The sequence below is a fragment of the Pseudomonas sp. B16120 genome (genome assembly GCF_044218845.1).
Classification (GTDB): domain Bacteria; phylum Pseudomonadota; class Gammaproteobacteria; order Pseudomonadales; family Pseudomonadaceae; genus Aquipseudomonas; species Aquipseudomonas paracarnis.
Genome location: NZ_CP162588.1, coordinates 2223338 through 2242243 on the forward strand (window position 1 = coordinate 2223338; position 18906 = coordinate 2242243).

General features: G+C 57.5%; 17 protein-coding genes, 2 tRNA genes and 1 pseudogene. 9 read left to right on the forward strand and 11 right to left on the reverse strand.

All coding sequences use genetic code 11. The features are described 5' to 3' along the window. Positions 1-25: 25 nt before the first annotated feature. The 3 genes and pseudogenes from AB4P90_RS10620 to AB4P90_RS10630 form a co-directional block, all read left to right on the forward strand. A pseudogene (locus tag AB4P90_RS10620) lies at positions 26-219 on the forward strand (hypothetical protein); the annotation flags it as partial. 394 nt (positions 220-613) lie between these two features. Further along, complete coding sequence (locus tag AB4P90_RS10625) at positions 614-1990, forward strand: L-serine ammonia-lyase (protein WP_060766790.1); 1377 nt, start codon at positions 614-616, stop codon at positions 1988-1990. Positions 1991-2015: 25 nt separating this feature from the next. Beyond that, on the forward strand, positions 2016-3008 hold the full coding sequence (locus AB4P90_RS10630) for a GlxA family transcriptional regulator (RefSeq protein WP_060766791.1): 993 nt from the start codon (positions 2016-2018) through the stop codon (positions 3006-3008). Between the two features lie 463 nt (positions 3009-3471). Here AB4P90_RS10630 and AB4P90_RS10635 read toward each other — a convergent pair whose 3' ends face one another. From AB4P90_RS10635 to AB4P90_RS10670, 8 genes are all read right to left on the reverse strand, one after another. Beyond that, the gene (locus AB4P90_RS10635) at positions 3472-4077 is read right to left on the reverse strand and encodes a cupin domain-containing protein (RefSeq protein ID WP_060766792.1); all 606 of its coding nucleotides are present in this window, start codon (positions 4075-4077) and stop codon (positions 3472-3474) included. 82 nt (positions 4078-4159) lie between these two features. After that, positions 4160-4870: a DUF1989 domain-containing protein gene (locus tag AB4P90_RS10640; protein WP_060766793.1), complete on the reverse strand. Its 711-nt coding sequence runs from the start codon at positions 4868-4870 to the stop codon at positions 4160-4162. Positions 4871-4886: 16 nt separating this feature from the next. Then, positions 4887-6119: a M20 family metallo-hydrolase gene (locus AB4P90_RS10645; protein WP_395605874.1), complete on the reverse strand. Its 1233-nt coding sequence runs from the start codon at positions 6117-6119 to the stop codon at positions 4887-4889. Further along, positions 6116-6922 carry an amino acid ABC transporter ATP-binding protein gene (locus tag AB4P90_RS10650; protein WP_395605875.1) on the reverse strand — a complete coding sequence of 269 codons (807 nt, stop codon included), beginning with the start codon at positions 6920-6922 and terminating at the stop codon, positions 6116-6118. The genes AB4P90_RS10645 and AB4P90_RS10650 overlap by 4 nt, the downstream gene beginning before the upstream one ends. 4 nt (positions 6923-6926) lie before the next feature. Next, positions 6927-7574 (reverse strand): amino acid ABC transporter permease, encoded by a 648-nt coding sequence (locus AB4P90_RS10655; protein WP_060766796.1) that lies wholly within the window; start codon positions 7572-7574, stop codon positions 6927-6929. Continuing rightward, on the reverse strand, positions 7574-8233 hold the full coding sequence (locus AB4P90_RS10660) for an amino acid ABC transporter permease (protein ID WP_155717084.1): 660 nt from the start codon (positions 8231-8233) through the stop codon (positions 7574-7576). Before AB4P90_RS10660 ends, AB4P90_RS10655 begins: the two co-directional genes overlap by 1 nt. Before the next feature lie 7 nt (positions 8234-8240). Beyond that, entirely contained in the window at positions 8241-9011 is a 771-nt protein-coding gene (locus AB4P90_RS10665) for a transporter substrate-binding domain-containing protein (RefSeq protein WP_395605876.1), read from the reverse strand. 43 nt (positions 9012-9054) lie between these two features. After that, the gene (locus tag AB4P90_RS10670; RefSeq protein ID WP_395605873.1) at positions 9055-10122 is read right to left on the reverse strand and encodes an IS630 family transposase; all 1068 of its coding nucleotides are present in this window, start codon (positions 10120-10122) and stop codon (positions 9055-9057) included. Positions 10123-11237: 1115 nt separating this feature from the next. On the opposite strand from AB4P90_RS10670, the gene AB4P90_RS10675 reads away from it, so the two are divergent. Beyond that, positions 11238-11313: transfer RNA gene (locus AB4P90_RS10675), tRNA-Val, on the forward strand. Between the two features lie 19 nt (positions 11314-11332). Continuing rightward, positions 11333-11409 (forward strand) — tRNA-Asp (locus AB4P90_RS10680). Positions 11410-11499: 90 nt separating this feature from the next. On the opposite strand, the gene AB4P90_RS10685 is transcribed toward AB4P90_RS10680, so the two are convergent. After that, complete coding sequence (locus tag AB4P90_RS10685; protein WP_395605877.1) at positions 11500-12633, reverse strand: catalase family protein; 1134 nt, start codon at positions 12631-12633, stop codon at positions 11500-11502. Between the two features lie 29 nt (positions 12634-12662). Beyond that, positions 12663-14471, reverse strand: coding sequence for a di-heme-cytochrome C peroxidase (locus tag AB4P90_RS10690; protein ID WP_395605878.1), 1809 nt, complete (start codon positions 14469-14471; stop codon positions 12663-12665). Between the two features lie 247 nt (positions 14472-14718). On the opposite strand from AB4P90_RS10690, the gene AB4P90_RS10695 reads away from it, so the two are divergent. From AB4P90_RS10695 to AB4P90_RS10710, 4 genes are all read left to right on the forward strand, one after another. Beyond that, a complete protein-coding gene (locus AB4P90_RS10695) occupies positions 14719-15459 on the forward strand; it encodes an FKBP-type peptidyl-prolyl cis-trans isomerase (RefSeq protein ID WP_003190133.1) in 741 nt (246 codons plus the stop codon). Between the two features lie 415 nt (positions 15460-15874). Further along, complete coding sequence (locus AB4P90_RS10700; RefSeq protein ID WP_014717793.1) at positions 15875-16330, forward strand: YkvA family protein; 456 nt, start codon at positions 15875-15877, stop codon at positions 16328-16330. Between the two features lie 96 nt (positions 16331-16426). Next, on the forward strand, positions 16427-16765 hold the full coding sequence (locus tag AB4P90_RS10705) for a helix-turn-helix transcriptional regulator (protein ID WP_014717794.1): 339 nt from the start codon (positions 16427-16429) through the stop codon (positions 16763-16765). Then, positions 16762-17133 carry a hypothetical protein gene (locus tag AB4P90_RS10710; RefSeq protein ID WP_005786715.1) on the forward strand — a complete coding sequence of 124 codons (372 nt, stop codon included), beginning with the start codon at positions 16762-16764 and terminating at the stop codon, positions 17131-17133. The genes AB4P90_RS10705 and AB4P90_RS10710 overlap by 4 nt, the downstream gene beginning before the upstream one ends. Here the strand turns inward: AB4P90_RS10710 and AB4P90_RS10715 are convergent. Then, a complete protein-coding gene (locus tag AB4P90_RS10715; RefSeq protein ID WP_014717796.1) occupies positions 17130-18899 on the reverse strand; it encodes a bifunctional diguanylate cyclase/phosphodiesterase in 1770 nt (589 codons plus the stop codon). The two genes, AB4P90_RS10710 and AB4P90_RS10715, sit on opposite strands and share 4 nt — an antisense overlap. Between the last annotated feature and the right edge of the window lie 7 nt (positions 18900-18906).

Here is an 18906-nt window from a genome sequence, read left to right on the forward strand (position 1 = left end):
CCCGCGTGGTACGTGCTTTGTTGAGATGCCTGTTAGACGTCATTGTCAGGGTTGCCGAAGATGTCGAATAAAGCATGAGGTATTTTTGATCGCCGTCGACCAGCATTTCCGTCGAATGAAAATCGAGCGGATGTTGAATCAGTTGGGATATGTCCGCATCCGCCCCATGCATTCCGTTGAAGAGTTTTAACCTTGGTGGAGTACGGCCAGCCCTTCGATTACGTTAGGCGGGTTTGACGTTACGCCCGGACAGGTCGCTGGATGGTTTCTAGGGCAACCTTTGCACACTGAAAACGTATGTCTGAACTTCTTTAGAATGTATCCGCGATCGCCAGAATTCCCATTCGGGTGGCCATTCCCGGTGATGGCTCAAATTCTGAGAGCGTGCGCTTTCAATCAGACTTGATGTCATGGTTCTAGACGGAATCGAATAGACGTGGCGAATTGCCTAACCACCGCAGTTGCTGGCGCGAGGTCAGCATGCATCAACTCGGCCAGCTTGCAATTGGTATTAGTGAACACTTAGGAGTCGATATCTGACACGTCTTGATGATCACTGGCGCCGACAATCGGGGGAGTTCCTGACAACCTTAAAGCGGCGCGGAGATCAACTATGGCTATCAGTGTTTTTGACTTGTTCAAGATTGGAGTCGGCCCGTCCAGTTCCCACACCGTCGGCCCAATGCGTGCCGGGGCTCTGTTTATCGAGGCCTTGCGTGAGCGGGAAATGTTGGCGCAGGTGCGACGCATCGAGGTAAGGCTTTATGGTTCTCTGTCGGCCACGGGGATCGGACATGGTACTGATAAAGCGGTGATCATGGGGCTAATGGGGGAGTGGCCAGATAAAGTCGACCCATTACTGATCGAGCCACGCTTGCTGGATCTGCGCGAGACGCAATGCCTGCTGTTGGCCGGTGAATACCGTGTGCCGTTTATCTGGCAGCGGGACATGCGGCTGCTAGAAGAAAACCTGCCCTACCATCCCAACGCCATGACCGTAAGCGCATTTGCCGAAGATCACCTCCTGCTAGGCGAAACCTACTACTCCATCGGTGGTGGGTTCGTCGTCGATCAGCAGCAGGCAGCGAGTGGCCAACTAGATCAGGATCTCACCGAACTGCCTTACAAATTTGATACCGCCGCGCAGTTGCTGAGCCAATGTAAAAACCATGGCCTGCGGATTTCCCAGCTGATGCTGGAGAATGAAAGGGAGTGGCGCAGCGAAGAAGAGATCCGCCAGGGGTTGGCGAAAATTTGGCAAGCCATGCGCACCTGTGTGGATAGCGGGCTCAAGCATGAAGGTGTATTACCTGGCGGATTGAATGTACAGCGCCGCGCGGCACGGCTGCACCGCAGCCTGTTGGAAATTGGCAAGCCTAATGTCATCGGCTCGACCTTAAGTGCCATGGAATGGGTGAACCTATTCGCCCTGGCCGTTAACGAGGAAAATGCCGCTGGCGGTCGCATGGTCACTGCTCCCACTAACGGCGCGGCAGGGATCATTCCAGCCGTCTTGCAGTACTACATGAAATTCTGCCCTGAGGCCAAGGATAGCGACGTGGTGGATTATTTCCTGGCTGCCGCCGCTGTCGGCATTCTGTGCAAACGCAATGCCTCAATCTCAGGGGCGGAAGTCGGCTGCCAGGGCGAAGTTGGTTCAGCCTGCGCTATGGCCGCTGCAGGCCTTGCAGAAATTCTCGGGGCCACTCCCGAGCAAGTGGAGAACGCGGCGGAAATAGGGTTGGAACACAACCTCGGTCTGACCTGCGATCCAGTCGGCGGGTTGGTGCAGGTACCGTGCATCGAGCGTAATGCCATAGCAGCGGTGAAGGCAATTAATGCCGCACAGATGGCGTTGCGCGGTGATGGTACGCACTTCATCTCGCTGGATCGGGTAATCCGCACCATGCGCGATACTGGCGCCGACATGCATGACAAATACAAAGAGACCTCCCGTGGCGGGCTGGCCGTGAGCTCCATCGAGTGCTAAGCCACCTTGGCTCATAGGAGGAGACATGCAATTGAACGAATCTTTCTATCCACAACCGCCGGCGTTGCGTATTGGCTTCTGGTTATTGGAAGCCTTCGACTTTTATACTCTGGCCAATGCGTTGGAGCCCCTGCGCCTGGCCAATCAAGTTGCTGGACGCAGTGTTTGTCACTGGCAAATTCTCAGCCTAGAAGGCCAGTCACTAAACGCCAGCAACGGCATTACTACCGCCACCAAACGATTAGATCAGGCACAACCGCTAGATGCGCTGATCGTCTGTGGTGGCGAGAACCTGCATACTCAAATGGATCTTCCAGACTTTCATCATCATCTGCATCGCTGGGCCAAGAAGCCTATTAGGCTCGGTGCAATGGGTAACGCCGGTTGGTTGCTAGCGCAAGTAGGCGCGCTGGACGGTTACCGCTGTAGTTTGCCAGAACCCGAACCGTCGTCGTTGGGTGCCTTCAATGAGTTGACGCTGGTGGCCGCGCCGTTCTGCGTTGATCGGCAACGTTTGACCTGCGTTGGCCCGCTGGCGGTTAAAGGATTGATGCACGAGCTGCTCGCCCGCTCCCACGGTCGTGGTCTGATTCTGGGAATGGAAAAGCACGTCGCCCGGCAGGTCAGACCTCTGCAGCGGACGCATAATGCCCCAGCCAAATTGCAGGAGACGCTGACGTTGATGAGCGAGCACCTGACCCGCACGCTACCGATCGACGAAATGGCCAAAGCGATAGGTATTTCTTGTCGACATCTGGAGCGACTATTCAAAAAAAATCTGGGGTGTTCGCCCTCGCGGCATTACCTTGACTTGCGTCTGCAACAGGCGAATCAGCTATTGCAGGGCGGGCAACGTCAAATGCCGGATGTCGCTCGCGATTGCGGGTTTGTCTCGGTGCAACATTTTATTCGCTGCTATCGCCATTACTTCGGCGTACACCCGCGCGACCACGTAGGAGTGAACTTGCTTGCGATAGGAGGCCAACCACTAGCATCCTTTTCACTTAACCGCGAGTAAGCTCGCTTTTATGTTTAGCTCGGAGGCGGTAATGCCGACTCTGACTATAAACAAGAAAAATCAGTGGCTAACCACCAATTCCTGAGTTCAAGCAACCTCAGGACCAGTACCCAGAAGAATTCATGCCTGCATGAGTCAGGCGAACCACTTCCGAGAATTTGGTGCATCTAGTTCGCGGGTGAACTCCACTGGCGAGCAATATTTAATGCGCTATGGGGAAGCCGCTCGTTGCATTGTTCGCACGCCATTGCTGGGTTACGCAACACTGTTCCTCGACCCGGTTTGGCAGTGTGAGAGACGTAGACACGCTTGATAATTTTCACGCACATCCCCGCCATACCGTTGATTTAAGAACATTGTTGCCGAGGCGTCGAGGCAGCAGCAGTTTATTCCAGGGAAGGGTAGGCGCTGCTATTGGTGCGCGATCAATGGCCGGACGTTGCCATTTACCGACAGCAGATTATTAGAAGGTTGCGGGCGTGTTGATCCAGAGTATACGGACGACACTCTTGGTCGAATTGCGATAGCCATGGGGTACGTTGCTGGGGAAGTGAAAAGAATCGCCAGCGTTCAGCGTGTAGGTTGTCTCGCCGAGAGTCAGGTCGAGGCTGCCCTCGATCACGTAACCCATCTCTTCACCCGCATGCTCAATCATGTCGCTGACCATGCCTGGGGAAACGATATGAATATCGCCTTGCAGCAGCCCGCCTTTTTGCAGATGGGTGATGCGTTCCAGATCGATATAGCCCTTCGCGGTGCCTTGTGCGAAACGACTCACTTGTCGACCGCCGGCGCGCAGCACGGGCTCTTCAGACTCCCAGTCTTCGGATGTCAGCTCGGACACGTTGCTGCCAAGCGCGAGTGCCAGCCGGTGCAGCATGGCCAGTGAGGGCGATGCGGCGTCGTTTTCCAGTTTGGAGATCAGGCTTTCGGAGCAGTTGGCAGCTTGGGCAACTTGCTTGAGAGTCAGGCCTGCCACCTTGCGCGCATGGCGAAGGCGAACGCTCAAACTCGGCAGACCATCGGAATGCTGGGATTTGGCTACTGGCGTTTTGCTGGGTGTGGACATGCATCCCTCGAAAAGTATGTACGAAGTGAGCGACAGGCATCCTAGGGTTACGGAGGCCTGTCGTCTACTGGGATATTGACGATCAGCCGTGAACCGAGAAGGTAACTTCCACCGGGTTAAGGTCATTGATAGGCACGATGTCCTGAGGGCAGGCAGACATCACCACGATAACGTCCATGTCTGCACGGATTTCAACGTAGTCCCCTGCTTTGGATACCGGCGGCAGCCATTCAACAGTGTAATCAGGCTTGACCGGAATATTCATCCACAGATTGAAAGGCTGCGGAACTTCATGGGAGCGCAGACCAATAGCCTGCAAGGCCAGACGCATGTTATCCGCGCAGCTATCGTGATAACCCTCGACTCCCAGGTTGGTGTAGCGGTGCAGATCACACGCAGCCATCAAGGTGTCGTGAATGCCGGGTGAGGTGTCAGTCAACAAGGTGCCGATCGTGCGGCGGCGGTTACTGAACAGGGCGTCGCCGGCTTTGGGGATGATGCTGTTGCAATGAGCGCGAGCATGTTCCATCGACAGAAATTCGCTCATGTCTTCGCTGTTGAACAGCCAGGTGTCACAGACTTGGGTGCCGTGGGTGTTGACGATTTTGATGACTTGGCCAGCTTTCAAGCGAACAGCGCGACCACAACGGGCAGGCACTGTGTAGCTCTCGCTCAGGACTGGAGTGCCATCGGTCGAGATCGGCTCTTTCAACGTGGCGTTGATGCCCAGCGAGGAGCCGTTGTCGGGCTGGCAGCAGGCTGGATAGTCGTGGCTATGGGTGATGTTGGTCATATGAGTTCCTATGGGTTCAGGGTTGTTCTGCAAGTGCAACCAGGCTCCAGGCCAATGCCTGGGCGCCTGCTTTCAATTGCGCGGGATCTGTGAATTCCTTCGGGTTGTGGCTTATGCCGTCCCGGCTGGGTACAAAAAGCATTGCTGTAGGACAGTGCTCCGCCAGATACATGGCGTCGTGGAAGGCGCCAGAACGTATCGATTGCCAAGTCAGTCCTGTGGCTTCGCAGGCGTTCTCCAACACATTGATGACCTGATGATCGAACGCGGTCGGGCTGTGGCTGAACAGGCTGGTCAGTTCGGCGTCGGCAGGCAGGCAGGCACTCAGGGCATTGTCGAAGGCGTCGAGTACCGCCGGATCGGCGTGGCGGAAGTCGATGCTGAAGATGGCTTCACCGGCAATCGTATTAATTGCATTGGGCGAGACGTTCCAGCGTCCGAATGTCAGGCGCTTGTCGTCACCGGCCAGTCTTTCGGCCAGCGCGTCGATGCGGCCGAGGGATTCCATGGCAAGCAACAACGCATCGTGCCGCATGTGAGTCGGCGTGGTTCCTGCGTGTGCCGAAGCACCCTTGCAGCGCACTTGATACCAGCGCACGCCCTGAATACCGGAAACCACTCCCAGCGGGACATTGGCTTGCTCCAATACCGGGCCTTGCTCAATGTGCAACTCGACAAAGGCGTGTGTGGCGATTTTCTCGCGCTGCGGCAGATCGGCAAAGCGCAGGGCGTGAGCGTCCAGTGCCTCTCCTACCGAGATACCCGCGGCGTCAAGGTTTTTTCTATAAGTCTCCAGTCGTACCGGGTCCACGTAGGCGCTGGAGCCCATCGCTCCTGGACTGAAGCGGCTGCCTTCTTCGTTAGTCCAGACCACCACTTCGATCGGGCGACGGGTGCTGACGTTGAGTTCTGCCAACGCATACAGGCATTCAAGCCCGGCCATCACCCCGTAACACCCGTCAAGCTTGCCGCCTGTGGGTTGGGTGTCTATGTGGCTACCGGTCATCACTGGCGGTAAGTCTTCACGGCCTTCGCGGCGGATGAACAGATTGGCACTGGCGTCCGTCCACACCTTGCAGTCCAGCTTTTGGGCTTCTTCAATCAGCCAGGCGCGGGCCAGGAAGTCCTCTTCGGACAACGCTTGACGGTTCATTCCGCCATCGATGCCGGGCCCGAAGGTTGCCAGGGTCTCCAACAAACGCTGCAATCGTTCCGATGAAACGGCTTGCATCACTTGATCGGCAATCATGGGGTCACCTGCACGCGTGGAGTGAGGCTGCGGTTAAACCAGGGGCTGAGAAACTGCTGTAAGCGTTCCGTCTTTGGTGCCTGGAACAGTGCCTGCGGAGTACCGGTTTCAATTATTTTTCCTGCTTCCATAAACACCACCTGACTGGATATCTGTGCAGCGAAGCTCATTTCATGGGTCACCATCACCATGGTCATGCCATCGTTCGCGAGGCTGCGAATGACCTGCAGCACTTCCTCAACCAGTTCAGGGTCCAGCGCCGAGGTCGGTTCATCGAGCAGCATCAACCGCGGTTTTACCGCCAGTGCCCGGGCAATGCCGACTCGTTGCTGTTGTCCACCGGAAAGGCGAGCGGGGTACGCGTCCGCCTTGGCGCTCAGGCCGACACGTGCCAGTGCCTGATCAGCCAGGTTGCGCGCCTCGGCCTTGGCGATTTTCTTGCCGAGTACCAAAGGCGCCATGACGTTTTCGCGCACGGTCATGTGCGGCCACAAATTGAATTGCTGGAACACCATGGACAGCGGGTTGCGCACCTCATCGATCTTGGCTTCGCTGTCGCGGTCGGCTTCACGTCTGCCCGGCCCGCTGTAGCCCAGCAGTTGACCATCGATCCATATATCTCCCTCGTCATAGCGCTCAAGGAAATTCATACAGCGCAGGGCGGTGGTTTTTCCTGACCCTGAAGGCCCGATCAAAGACATGATTTCACCGGCTTGTACGCTCAGGTCAAACTCACTGAGCACGCGGTGCGAGCCATAGGATTTGCCAACGCCACGCAAGTTGAGAAGCGGAAGGGTATTCATCTGTTCAGCCTCGTAGATGGCGTGTCATGCGCCGCCCCAGTGCGCTGGCGACAGCCGCGACCGACGAGGTCAGCAGCCAGTAGCTCAACACCAGCAGGGCGTATGGCAATACGTAGGAAAAGGTAGTTGATACGATGCGTCCGGCAGTCATGGTCAGCTCTGGCACGGTAATGATCGAGGTGATGGCGCTTTCCTTGATGGTCAGGATCACCTGATTGCCCAATAGCGGGAGGGCGAATGCCAGCGCTTGCGGCGCTTGTATGTGCCAGAACACCCGGCTGCGCGAAATGCCATGCACCCGCGCTGCTTCTACTTGACCGCTGGGCACACTGGCCCAGGCAGAGCGGAACAGCTCAGCAAAATAAGCAGCGCTGTATAACGCCAGCGAGAGGATGCTTGCCTCGACGGCTTCCAGCCGCAGACCGATGACTGGCAGCCCGAAATAAATAACCGCGAGTTGCGCGAGAAACGGCGTCCCGCGGATCAGCCATACATAAACGCGATAGATCGCCAGAAATCCCGGGACCGCAATGCGCAATGCGTTGAGCCCGAAGCCCAGCAGTAAACCCATGGCAGCAGCAGTCAAGCTAATACCTAGCGTGATCAGCAGTGCATCGGCAAAATCCGGTAGATAACTCAATAATTCTTGCATCACTTGAGCTCCTGCCAGCGACGTTCTAGCAGGCTGCCCAGCACGCTCAACAGGCTTGTCAGCACGAGATAAAACAAACCCGCCACCAGATACACCTCAAGCGGGCGGTAAGTCTGCGAAACCAGCTGCTGGCTGACGCGCATCAAATCAGTGATGGAAATGACCGAAACCACGGCTGAAACCTTGATCACATCGATCAACTCGGAGATCAGCGCGGGTGAGGTGAGGCGCAACACTTGTGGCAGTTGGATATGAAAAAGCGTGTTGTATTTGCCGATGGCAAACACGGCCGCCGCTTCCATCTGGCCCTTGGGGATTGCGGCGAAACCGCTGCTCAGAATCTGCGACTGATAAGCCGCCGTGTTCAGCGCTAGGGCTACAGCAGCAGCCACCATGGGTGGCACATCCAGGCCCAGGGCTGATGGGAGATAGAACAGAAGCAGCAGCTGCGCCAGCATGGGCGTGCCACGAAAGAAACTGACATACACCCGGGTGAATGCTCTGCCGGCAGGGCTGCGACCATTGGCAATCAGATGAATTACTACGCCGAGAATGAAACCCAGCAGCATGCCGATGGCGCACAACCACAATGTGGTTGTTGCACCGTCGATCAAGGCAGGCCAATAGAGCGCGAGACGGCTGCTGAAATCATTCATCATCAGCGGCTCAGATGCTCGGTACTGGCATAGCATCAGCAGGCAAGTCCATGGTGAAACCAAACCACTTATCTTGCAGCGTCTTTAAGGTGCCATCTTTTCCTGCACGGGCAATGCCCTCGCTAAATAGCTTCACCAGGCTTGCGCTGTCAGCATCCTTGCGACCGACCCAGCCGAAATACGTCACTGGACCGACCATCTCCGGCAACGTTGTGAACAGCCCTGGACGAGCTTTCATCAATGGGCCGAGGTTGGAAAGCGACTGTGCCACGCCATCGAGACGACCATTGGCCAGATCCGCATAAGCTTCATCGAAGCTCACATACTCTTTGATCCGCTTGAGGCCCGGTTGGCCTTCAGCTTTGAGCTTGGTGTCCAGTGCTTGTAGCACTGCCAGCTGGCCGGAACCTGCCTGAGAGCCAATCACCCGACCGTTCAAGTCGGTCAATGCCTTGATATTGTTATCGTCGGCGCGCTTGAGCAATGCAACGGTGGACTCGGCAATGGGGACGGTAAAGGCGAATTGCTCAAAACGCGCTTTATTGACTGTCACTGATGTCACGACGAAGTCGAATTTACGGGTATCCAAGCCTGGCAAAATCCCCTGGAACGGTAGATCGAGCTGGCGCACCTTAACGCCGGGCAAGTCAGCATCCAGTACGTAATGCATCAGGTCTGCGCCATAGCCGACAATCTTGCCATTTTCTACCGACTCGAACGGCGCGAAACGCGCCTCGGTGGCAACGACTATCTCGTTTTTCTGCTTGATGCGCTGCAGCAAATCGTCTGCGTGCGCTAGTGTGCTGTCTCAAAAATAAAGCTCCTCATGCCTGTGAGACCATTGCCTCACGGGCTCGCTGTATCTTGTTCAAAATATCTTCCCCCTTGGCGTTCCAGACGTAGCGAGTCGGCTGCGCATTTCGCAGTGCCAGGAACGTGGTGATCGAGCTTTCCAGTTCGCGAACCGAACTGAAACTGCCGTCACGCAGGTACACCGTGATATCGCGAAAGAAGCGCTCAACCATGTTCATCCACGAGCTGGAGGTCGGGGTGAAGTGCATGTGGAAGCGCTTGTGCTTCTCAAGCCATGCCTTCACTTTCGGGTGTTTATGCGTGGCGTAGTTGTCCACGATCAGATGCAATTGGAGCTGTTTGGGCGTTTCTCGATTGATCTTCTTGAGAAACTCCAGCCATTCCTGATGCCGGTGTTGGCGCTCTATGGAACTGATCAAGCGCCCCTGAAGATAATCCAGCGCAGTGAACAAGGTGACGGTGCCATGGCGGACATAATCGTGCGATTGCGTACGGATATGACCGATCCCCAAAGGCAGTCCAGGCTGGGTACGCTCCAGAGCCTGAACCTGGCTTTTTTCATCGCAACAAAGCACCAATGCCTTATCCGGCGGATCCAGATACAGCCCGATGACGTCCCAGAACTTCTCTTCGAAGTTTGGATCTTTGGACAGTTTGAAGGTACGTGTCAGGTGCGGTTTTATATCGTTGGCGGCCCATATGCGCTGGACGCTGGCCGGTGAAATGCCGGCGACTCGCGCCATGCTTCGACAGCTCCAGCGAGGCTGACCGATACGCGGCTGAGTGACCTGCTCAAGTGTTCGTTTCAACGCTTCGGCCGATAGGGATGGCTTGCGACCTCGTCCGGGCAGATCCACTAGGCCTTGTAGACGCAGCTCTTGAAAGCGCTTGCACCAGCGGGTGACTGAAACAACGGAGAGACCTGTCAACTGGGCAATCTCGTTACGAGAACAACCTCGAGCGGCTAGCAAAATCACCCGTGCCCGACGACCGTCGCGCTGACTGATCGTGGCTGATCTTATGCGCCGACTCAGTTCAATTTGTTCGTCTTCACTGAGCACGATGTCCTGAGAGTTCATGTGATCACTCCAAGCACTGACTGACCACAGAAGCATAGCTCAGGTTAGAAACTTATTTCAGAGACGGCACACTAGAGAAATACTGCACAGCGTGACGAGCGACAGCGAGAGTGCTTTTAGAGTGAAACGCGTCATTGGTATTCCCCTTGAATTCCTCAAAATGTTATTCAAGTAACTTGAATAATAATACAAGAGCATGAAGCGTGCCAGGAGTTAGCTTGCGCGAATAGGGGCGTAGGAGAGGATGGGAAGTCGGGAGAGGTGCGCTAATTGCGTGCGATAGCAGGTGTTACGCATTGATGTGGTGCGCAGTGTGTGGTTGGTGTCTGTAGTGCTTGGATGTGCCGGCGCTGCTCGGGTGCTTGTTCGTGGGGCGGGGGGAAGACGCAGTGCTTACATATGCCCTAACGAGTAACTATTCAGAGCTCGAAAGCAGTCGGTCACTAATGGCAGCTTTGGTCTGCTTGAACGCCTTGGCACGCTTTGCAGGGTTGGAGAGAGAGACGGAAGTTTGAACTCTGAGACGGCAGGCTACGATTGCGAGGCATTCGATTGAAACCGAACGCATGATCATTGACCTACAGTGATTAGGACGGAATGTCCGCAATTGGCCGATTTCTGGCTTTAGTCAACTGCTTTACGTAGAGCCGCTGCAACGGTAATGGGCAATGCTACATCTGGCTGGGATCAGTCGACCACTACATAGCGACTGGGTTCCGGCTCCGAGGTTTTGACGTTACCAAGACGTATCAGTTGCTCGCGAACGTCAAGCTTGTCCAAAGTAATCTATTCGGGCCATTCAGAGAGTCGCTGAGCATCGTAATTCCCAACTTGAAATAATGAGTACATAATCAAGTCCATCAGCGGTATGCTGAGCGACAGAAAGCTGAAGCTTTCAATGATTTAGAGGATGAGTTATGATCCCGTCCGCTGCGCCATATTCGGTCACCTGGAACGCTGAACGCCAGGTAGCCAAAGAAAGCCCGCTCATCGAGCGGGCTTTTTTCTGTCCGAAATATGGCAAAAAATCGTGCGCTAAACTTTTTTTAAATAAATTGCATTTAAATCAAGACATTACGATTTTTTGGTGTATGATGCGCCCACACCGAAACGAAGGGTGATTAGCTCAGCTGGGAGAGCATCTGCCTTACAAGCAGAGGGTCGGCGGTTCGATCCCGTCATCACCCACCATTCGCTTCAAGTGTTACGCGCAGCGGTAGTTCAGTCGGTTAGAATACCGGCCTGTCACGCCGGGGGTCGCGGGTTCGAGTCCCGTCCGCTGCGCCATATTCGGTCACCTGGAACGCTGAACGCCAGGTAGCTATAAGAAACCCGCTCATTGAGCGGGTTTTTTTTTCGCCTGCGATTTAACGCACCTTACGGCGCGTTGCGGCTGTGGCGGTAATCGCTGACGGCTTCGTACACCGCTTTGCGCAGCCGATTGATGCCGCCGATGGGGCGGTGCGCTTCCAAACCGAACCAGGGGTTGAACGACTGGTTATCGCACGCCAGGTTCTGCGCCGGCGTGTCGAAGTCCTGGGCGGGAATCCTGACCTTGGCCACCGTTTCATACGGCGCGTCGCTTTCCTTCCACTCGATGCTGGTGTCTTCGATGGGCATGAAGGCCTGCGGGTTTTGCCGCTGGATCTGCAGCACAAAACACGCGTCTACGCGGTCGGTGGACAGTTGCTGGTTGAGCGCGCTGCGCAGGAAGTTGGGCAGGTCCTGGTTCTGTTTGGGCAGCACATAATCCGGGCAGCTTTGCGGGTCGGGCGCCACGCGAAACTTGGCGTTGGCCGCGCCAAACTTATAAGGCGACACTGAAAAGTAAGTCGTCTGCGTCGGGCTGGCCGGGGCGGGCGCCAGGGTTGCCAGGGCGATAAACAAGTGACGCACTTGCCAGCTGCGCGGGTCGAGCTTGGGAAAGAACGCCAGGACCTTCTTGCCATCCGCTTGCGCACCGATGTTCTGCGCGTATTCCGCGACATCGCTGACAAAGAAGTTCGGATGGCTGAACATCACGAAATCCTGCTCGGTGCGCGCTTGCTGGTCGGCCATCAGTTGCTTGCCCGGCACATCCAACAGCTTGATCGCCATGCCGCGGGCATCGCGGATGCTGTCGAATTGCGGGTAGGCGTTGCCGTTGGACAGGCGCATCGTCGCCTGCCAGGTCTTGCCCGGCTCGGCGAACACACCCTGGCGCAAGGCCGGGTCGAGATTCGCCAGAACGCTGACCTCGGCTTTCACGCACCCATGGGCCTTGGCATGGGCATCGCGCAGGTAGCGAGTGCCTTCGCGATGCTGGTCAACGATGCGCACGGCGGTCTGGATGATGCCTTGGGTCATCGCCGCCTCACCCGGCGGGATCTGTTCCTTCACCGACACCGGGCCCCTGTGCTGCCAGGCGAACCAGGCCGTGGCCAACACCCAGCCCAGCAGGCCCAGGCCCAGCAGCCACAGCAGGGTTTTGCCCACAAAGGCGCCAAGGCGCAGCCAGAGACGAGCAAGCATGGAGCGGTCCTTGTTTTGCGATCGGATAATCATGGCAGTTGTTGCTCCAGCGGGCCGCCCAGCACTTTGAGGTATTCGAGCAGCGCCCAGCGTTCCTGCGGCAGCAGGCCACGGCCGATAACGCCATTGCCACGTTCGCCGGCACGGAATTCGTGGCCGCTGTTGTGGTTGCCGGTGACTCTGGTATCGAACAGGAAGGCGTTCTTGAAGGCGGTGGTCTCAAACCCCAGGTGACGCGGGTCGTAGTTGAAGGTGCCTTTATAGAAAGTGGTGCTGCGTTCGTCCTGGGGCGAGAGCAGTTGGTAGATCGTCGGCACCGAACCGTTGTGCAGGAACGGTGGGGTGGCCCATACGCCTGCCAGTGGCCGCGCCTTATAGGCACGCAACTCGCGTACGCCGATGGGCAGGCCGAACCCGTCCAGGCCCGGGCGCTCGGCCGGGGTCACGCCCGCCGCACGGTAGGCATGCTCTTCGACGAAGGCGGTGACATAGGCCAGGCCTTGGGCCACCGACATTTTTTTCAGGTCCAGCGGCGCGGTGGGGGTGGGGTGCAGTTCGACATTGAGCCGGGCCAGTTCGGCCGGGTCCCATTGCAGCGCGCTGAGGTCATAGCGTTGGTCGGCAATGTTGTTGGCTGTGCCGGGGTCGGTGCCGATGTAGTCCACCGGCAGCATTTTCAACTGCTGCACCGGTCGGCCGTTTTCTTCGGTAACGGTGGGCAGGTGGCAGCCGGCGCAGTTCTCGGCAAAGAGTGCGCGGCCCTGGGCGGCGAGGGGGTTGTCGATGGCACCGAACAAGTCTTGCGGCCAGGTCGGCGGCTTGAGCCGTTGCAGGGTTTCTTCGATCAGGTGCAGGTCGCGCACCCGTACGCTGGATGGGTAGCGGGCATCGCCCTTGAGCGGTTGCCCGGCTGCGTCGAAGAACGCCAGAGTCGCGCCTACGCCAAGGGCTTCGCCGATGTTGCGCGCCATGGGCTGCTGTGCCGAGCCATTCCACTGCACCCAGTCGAAGGTCCAGATATCCCACAACTGCGGGTAGTCCACCGGCGCATTGGCGACGCGATAATTGTCGGGGGAAATGGCGTCGCCAAAACTGGCGTTGGCGATGCGTCCAAAGGCGTCAGTACGGCCCGGGCCTTCTTCGGTGGGGTAAAGGCCACGGTGGGTGTCATTCCAGGCGACTTTGAGGAACTGGTTCAGCGATTGCTTGAAGTCCTTGCGCAGTTGATCGCGCTGGGTATCGTACTGATCCCCCAGCACCTTGTGAGCAAAGCGCTCAAACTTCCATGGGTTGTAATAGGTAGCGGCCAGGCTCGCGACCAGGGCCTGGCCGAAACTGCCACCGCGCAACGTGGGAACGCTGGAGGGCAGTACGTGTTGCGCCGAGCCACCGTCGATGCGCAGGGCCTGGCCCTTGTAGTGCAATTCGCCGGTGTGGCAGGCCGCACAGGTGATATCCAGGTACTGAGCCCTGCTGTCGGCGTTCTGGTGCCGGGCGAACCCTACTGGCAGGTTGCCAGGGTTTTGCGCGGTGGGCGTCTGCTTGGGGTCGACCAGGAAGCCAAAGCGCGCCAGGTACTCCGGCGCGGCAAAGCGTTGCTCGGAAAACGGCAGTTCCAGGGCGGTGAACCAGTCGTAGTGCAGGCCTTTTACTTGGGTGCCCTGGGGCGTGAAGTAGTAGGTCTGGCGGTCGTCGGCACTCCATTGCTCCTGGTAGTGCACCTGCTTTACTGGCACGTAGTCCGGCAGCTTGGGGTTGAGGGTGTAGTAGAGCACCACGGCCAGAATCAGGCCCAGTGCGATCAGTATCAGGAGTAAAACACGGGAAAAAATGCGCAAGATAACTATCCTTGTCGAATTGTCGCGTTGTTATGCCACTGCGCCACAGGTGCGGCAAGTAGCAATTGGCCCGCTATCAGGCGGTCCCGCGATCCGTCGCGGGGCCCCATGATAAATGGAAATGCTTTTAAACACGTGAACTTATCAGAAGTTTCCTGCTCACATGCCGGTAGCCATTGGTCGTGGCCGCCTGATAAGCTCGCGACTTTATTCGAATGCCCTTATGGCGCATGAACAAGGAAATAGCATGAAACAGCATCGGTTGGCGGCGGCGGTGGCCCTGGTTAGCCTGGTACTTGCGGGTTGTGATTCGCAGACTAGCGTAGAGCTGAAAACCCCGGCGCAAAAAGCTTCCTACGGCATCGGCCTGAACATGGGCAAGAGCCTTGCCCAAGAAGGCATGGACGACCTGGACTCCAAAGCTGTTGCCCAGGGCATCGAAGATGCCGTCGGCAAGAAAGAGCAGAAGCTCAAGGACGATGAGCTGGTTGAAGCGTTTGCCGCACTGCAAAAGCGTGCTGAAGAGCGCATGACCAAAATGAGCGAAGAGTCGGCAGCCGCTGGCAAGAAATTCCTCGAAGACAACGCCAAGAAAGACGGTGTTGTCACCACCGCTTCCGGCCTGCAGTACAAGATCGTGAAGAAGGCCGACGGCGCCCAGCCTAAGCCGACCGACGTGGTGACTGTTCACTACACCGGCAAGCTCACCAACGGCACTACCTTTGACAGCTCCGTAGATCGCGGTAGCCCGATCGACCTGCCGGTCAGCGGCGTGATCCCGGGTTGGGTCGAAGGCCTGCAACTGATGCACGTTGGCGAGAAGGTCGAGCTGTACATCCCGTCCGACCTGGCCTACGGCGCCCAGAGCCCGAGCCCGGCGATCCCGGCCAACTCGGTGCTGGTATTCGACCTGGAACTGCTGGCCATCAAGGATCCAGCCAAGGCAGAAGCGGCTGACGCACCTGCTGCACCAGCCGCCAAGAAGTAATCGGCGCCTGAACACACAACGCCCCGTCTCGACGGGGCGTTGTTGTTTTCGGGACTGGCCAAGGGCTATAAGATTTTCTATGGGAACGGGCAGGCCGCCGCGGGAGCAAGCTCCCTCGCCACAGGGGTCAGCCTCGTGCCGGAGTCGTGCAGATGCAGCCCCTACGTGAAGCCTCAAAAAATCCAAACGAACGTCTGCAACCGGACACAGTCTGATATAAGACTCGAGCACGGGTAGCCGCACATACATGCCAAGTCAATGAATTCTTGGGTTTTTTTTATGTGCGCAAAAAACGCCCGATCTGACTGTAGGCCTTGTAGTCCGTGGCTTTCAGCCGATAAAACAGGCTCTGTTCACAAGGTTATCCACAATTTGTGTGGATAACCTTTTATATCGCCTGGAACTGGAGTGCCCTATGAAACCACCGTTCACTTTCACCCGCTTCCTGCCTATGGCCGCACGCTTGCTGGGTCGCGGGCGCTTGCCAACCTTGTTGTTTGCCGTTGCAGCCAAAGGCTCAAGCCAAGGCAATCGGCTCGGCCAGCTCAAGGACGATCTCAAATTGCTTCAGGCCCTTTGCCTGGCTTACTGGCGTGGCGAATACCGTGCCATCAGCCCCAAGGCGCTGATTTCGGTGGTAGCGGGGCTGATGTACTTTCTCAGCCCGATTGATGCCATTCCGGACTTCCTCCCTATGTTCGGCATGCTCGATGACATCGCCGTGCTGGCATGGGTCATGAAGACCCTGAGCGGCGAACTGAGCGCGTTTCGTGCCTGGCGCGATGGGCAGCGCCCGGAAAAACTTGCGGTGGTTGAGCGCCTGCCAGCGACGCCTGAGCTGCTGGCCCGGGAAAACCCGCAAAAAAACTAATGTTGCCCGGTATCCCCTGCGACCTTTGTGGCTGTTAGGATTACACTCCTAAGGAAATAACTTACTTAGTAAGTGTTTTTATCCTACGGGGCAGTCATGGATATCCAGATCATTTCACGCGATGGCGCACCCGAATACGCGGTGTTGCCATGGGACCAGTACCAGGCGCTGCTAAAAGCTGCCGGTCAATTGCAACCAACACGCGCTTCTCCTTCTGTTGCACCCACCGCTATCGAGCAGGACCTGCGTCCGCTTGCAGCCCTGCGCGGCCTGCGTGAGGCCAAGGGCCTGGCAATCGAGGCCCTGGCGCGTACCGTGGGCATCAGCCCTTCGTATCTTGGATTGATAGAAAGTGGTGAACGCCAGCCGGATGCCGCCATTCGCCGCAGCCTGGCCTGGGAATTGGGCGTTGCAGGTTGGAGGGATGAGTCTTGAGCTTACGTATTAGTCGTCAACACTGGGATGGGTTGCTCAACGAACTGGATCAGGCGCGGCGCCAGCGCCATTTGCTCACCTACCGTGCGCTGCTTGAGCGCCTGCAATTCCCGACGCCGGCCATGCAGACCCTGGCTGCGGCCCTGGAGCACCTGGCGGCACTGGATGCCAAGGCGGAGCAACCGCTGCGCAGTTCCCTGGTGATCAGCCAGGGTGCCAGCCGCCTGCCGCGCACCGGTTTTTTTGAGTGTGTTGAGCGCCTGGGGCGGTTCAGCGGGCCTTCCGATGGTGTGGCCGCCGCGTCCTGGCATGCATCCGAAGTGGTGCGGGTGTTCGAGTACGAGTACCCGGAATCCGCCGAGGCCTAAAGCGCCTGGGCGCAGGTGTCCATGCTGTCGATCACGTGGATGCTGTAGCCCGCAACATCCTTGGCATGGTGCTTGGCTTGTGAAGCCAGCTCTGCCAACTGGCTGGCATCGAGTTGTGCGCAGGCCTGAGGATACAAATGCACTACACCGATGGACAGCGACAGCAATGCAAACTCCTGGCGCGCGCCCTGGCGATTGAGGGCCACGAAGCACCCAGCCTCAAGGTGTTCAGCGCGGTAGAAGCGTCGGCATTGGGTGTGGAAATCGTCCAGCAGTTGGTTGAGCCGCTTGCGCCAGTCCTGCGGGCCCAGCACCAGCAGAAAGTCATCGCCGCCAATGTGTCCGACAAAGTCGCGGCTGGGGTCTACCCGGTCGTTGAGGCACTGCGCCAGGCACAGCAGCACTTCATCCCCGCGCCCGTAGCCGTAGATGTCGTTGAACGGTTTGAAACTGTCGATATCCACATAGCAGATCACCGACTCGCGCTGTTGCTGCAGCAGCCGGGTGAGGCATTGCTGGATCGGCACATTGCCAGGCAACAAGGTCAACGGGTTGGCGTAGCGGGCCTGCTGGATTTTCAGCTCCGTGATCAACTTGAGCACGTCAATGACCCGACCCAGCCCCAGGTAATCACCGTTCAGGGTGATGATGAAATCCTCTTCGATGCGTTGCCGTGCGCGGCTGGTGAGTAAACGGCTGACCTGTTGCAAGGACTGGCTCAGTTCCACCGCCAAAAAATCATCGCTCATCAAGCGACTGATGGGTTTACGTGCAAACAGATCGGTCGCGAACGGCTTGAGCAACGCGTCCGACAACGAGTGCCGGTGCACAATGCCGACCGGGCAACCACGGCCGTCTAACACCGCCAGCGAGTTGAGGTTGGCCTGGCGGCGGAACGATTCCAGCACTTGGGCGGTGGCGGTGTCTTGATCCACGGCGGGTTGCTCATTGAGCAGTGCGCTCAGGTCACTGCCTTCGTCATTGAGGGCCAGCGTGGCGTTATCCGGCTTGGGCAGCATCAGGCGCGCTTCCTGCGGCGGCTTTTCCTGAGGGCGGCAGAGCAGGTAGCCCTGGACCAGGTCGACGCCCATCTCGGTCAACACCGCCAGTTCTTCTGGCAGTTCGATGCCCTCGGCAATCACTTGGGCGCGGGATGCCCTGGCGATCTGCAGGATCGAGCCGACAAACTCGCGCTTGAGGGCGTCCTGGTGAATGCCGTCGATAAAGTGCCGGTCGATCTTCACGTAGTCCGGGCGCAGTTCCGACCACAACCGCAAACTGGAATAACCGGCGCCCAAGTCATCCAGTGCGATGGCAAAACCCATGTCGCGGTAGTGGTGCAAGGCAGTTTGCAACAGCGCGAAATCGTCGGTGGGCGCTTGCTCGGTGAGCTCGATCACCACTTGGCTGGGAGAAATACCGAAGTCGCGCAACAGTTGCAGGGTGCGCCCTGGCTGATGCGCGTGCTCCATCAAGGATTCCGGCGAGATATTGAGGAACAGCTTGCCGGGCAGTTTCTGCTCGCTGAAGCGCCGGCACGCACTCTCTCGACACGCCATGTCCAGTTCGCTCAGGCGCCCGGCATGGCTGGCCACCGAAAACAGCGCAACGGGGGAGTGCAGCGGGCTGTTGGACGGGCCACGACTGAGGGCTTCATAACCGAGGATGCGCCGCTCCGACAGGCAGATGATCGGTTGGAACAGGCTGTGCAAACTGCCTTGAGCCAGGATTGAGCCCAATGCATTCAGCTGTTCGGTCATGGTCATGGCGGTC

Bases quoted from the DNA above. Each gene is read 5' to 3' on its own strand.
- AB4P90_RS10655 (WP_060766796.1), bottom strand. From the start codon at position 7,574: ATGCAAGAATTATTGAGTTATCTACCGGATTTTGCCGATGCACTGCTG.
- AB4P90_RS10640 (WP_060766793.1), bottom strand. From the start codon at position 4,870: ATGACCAACATCACCCATAGCCACGACTATCCAGCCTGCTGCCAGCCC.
- AB4P90_RS10630 (WP_060766791.1), top strand. From the start codon at position 2,016: ATGCAATTGAACGAATCTTTCTATCCACAACCGCCGGCGTTGCGTATT.
- AB4P90_RS10715 (WP_014717796.1), bottom strand. From the start codon at position 18,899: ATGACCATGACCGAACAGCTGAATGCATTGGGCTCAATCCTGGCTCAA.
- AB4P90_RS10670 (WP_395605873.1), bottom strand. From the start codon at position 10,122: ATGAACTCTCAGGACATCGTGCTCAGTGAAGACGAACAAATTGAACTG.
- AB4P90_RS10685 (WP_395605877.1), bottom strand. From the start codon at position 12,633: ATGCTTGCTCGTCTCTGGCTGCGCCTTGGCGCCTTTGTGGGCAAAACC.
- AB4P90_RS10650 (WP_395605875.1), bottom strand. From the start codon at position 6,922: ATGAATACCCTTCCGCTTCTCAACTTGCGTGGCGTTGGCAAATCCTAT.
- AB4P90_RS10645 (WP_395605874.1), bottom strand. From the start codon at position 6,119: ATGATTGCCGATCAAGTGATGCAAGCCGTTTCATCGGAACGATTGCAG.
- AB4P90_RS10660 (WP_155717084.1), bottom strand. From the start codon at position 8,233: ATGATGAATGATTTCAGCAGCCGTCTCGCGCTCTATTGGCCTGCCTTG.
- AB4P90_RS10695 (WP_003190133.1), top strand. From the start codon at position 14,719: ATGAAACAGCATCGGTTGGCGGCGGCGGTGGCCCTGGTTAGCCTGGTA.
- AB4P90_RS10635 (WP_060766792.1), bottom strand. From the start codon at position 4,077: ATGTCCACACCCAGCAAAACGCCAGTAGCCAAATCCCAGCATTCCGAT.
- AB4P90_RS10625 (WP_060766790.1), top strand. From the start codon at position 614: ATGGCTATCAGTGTTTTTGACTTGTTCAAGATTGGAGTCGGCCCGTCC.
- AB4P90_RS10705 (WP_014717794.1), top strand. From the start codon at position 16,427: ATGGATATCCAGATCATTTCACGCGATGGCGCACCCGAATACGCGGTG.
- AB4P90_RS10700 (WP_014717793.1), top strand. From the start codon at position 15,875: ATGAAACCACCGTTCACTTTCACCCGCTTCCTGCCTATGGCCGCACGC.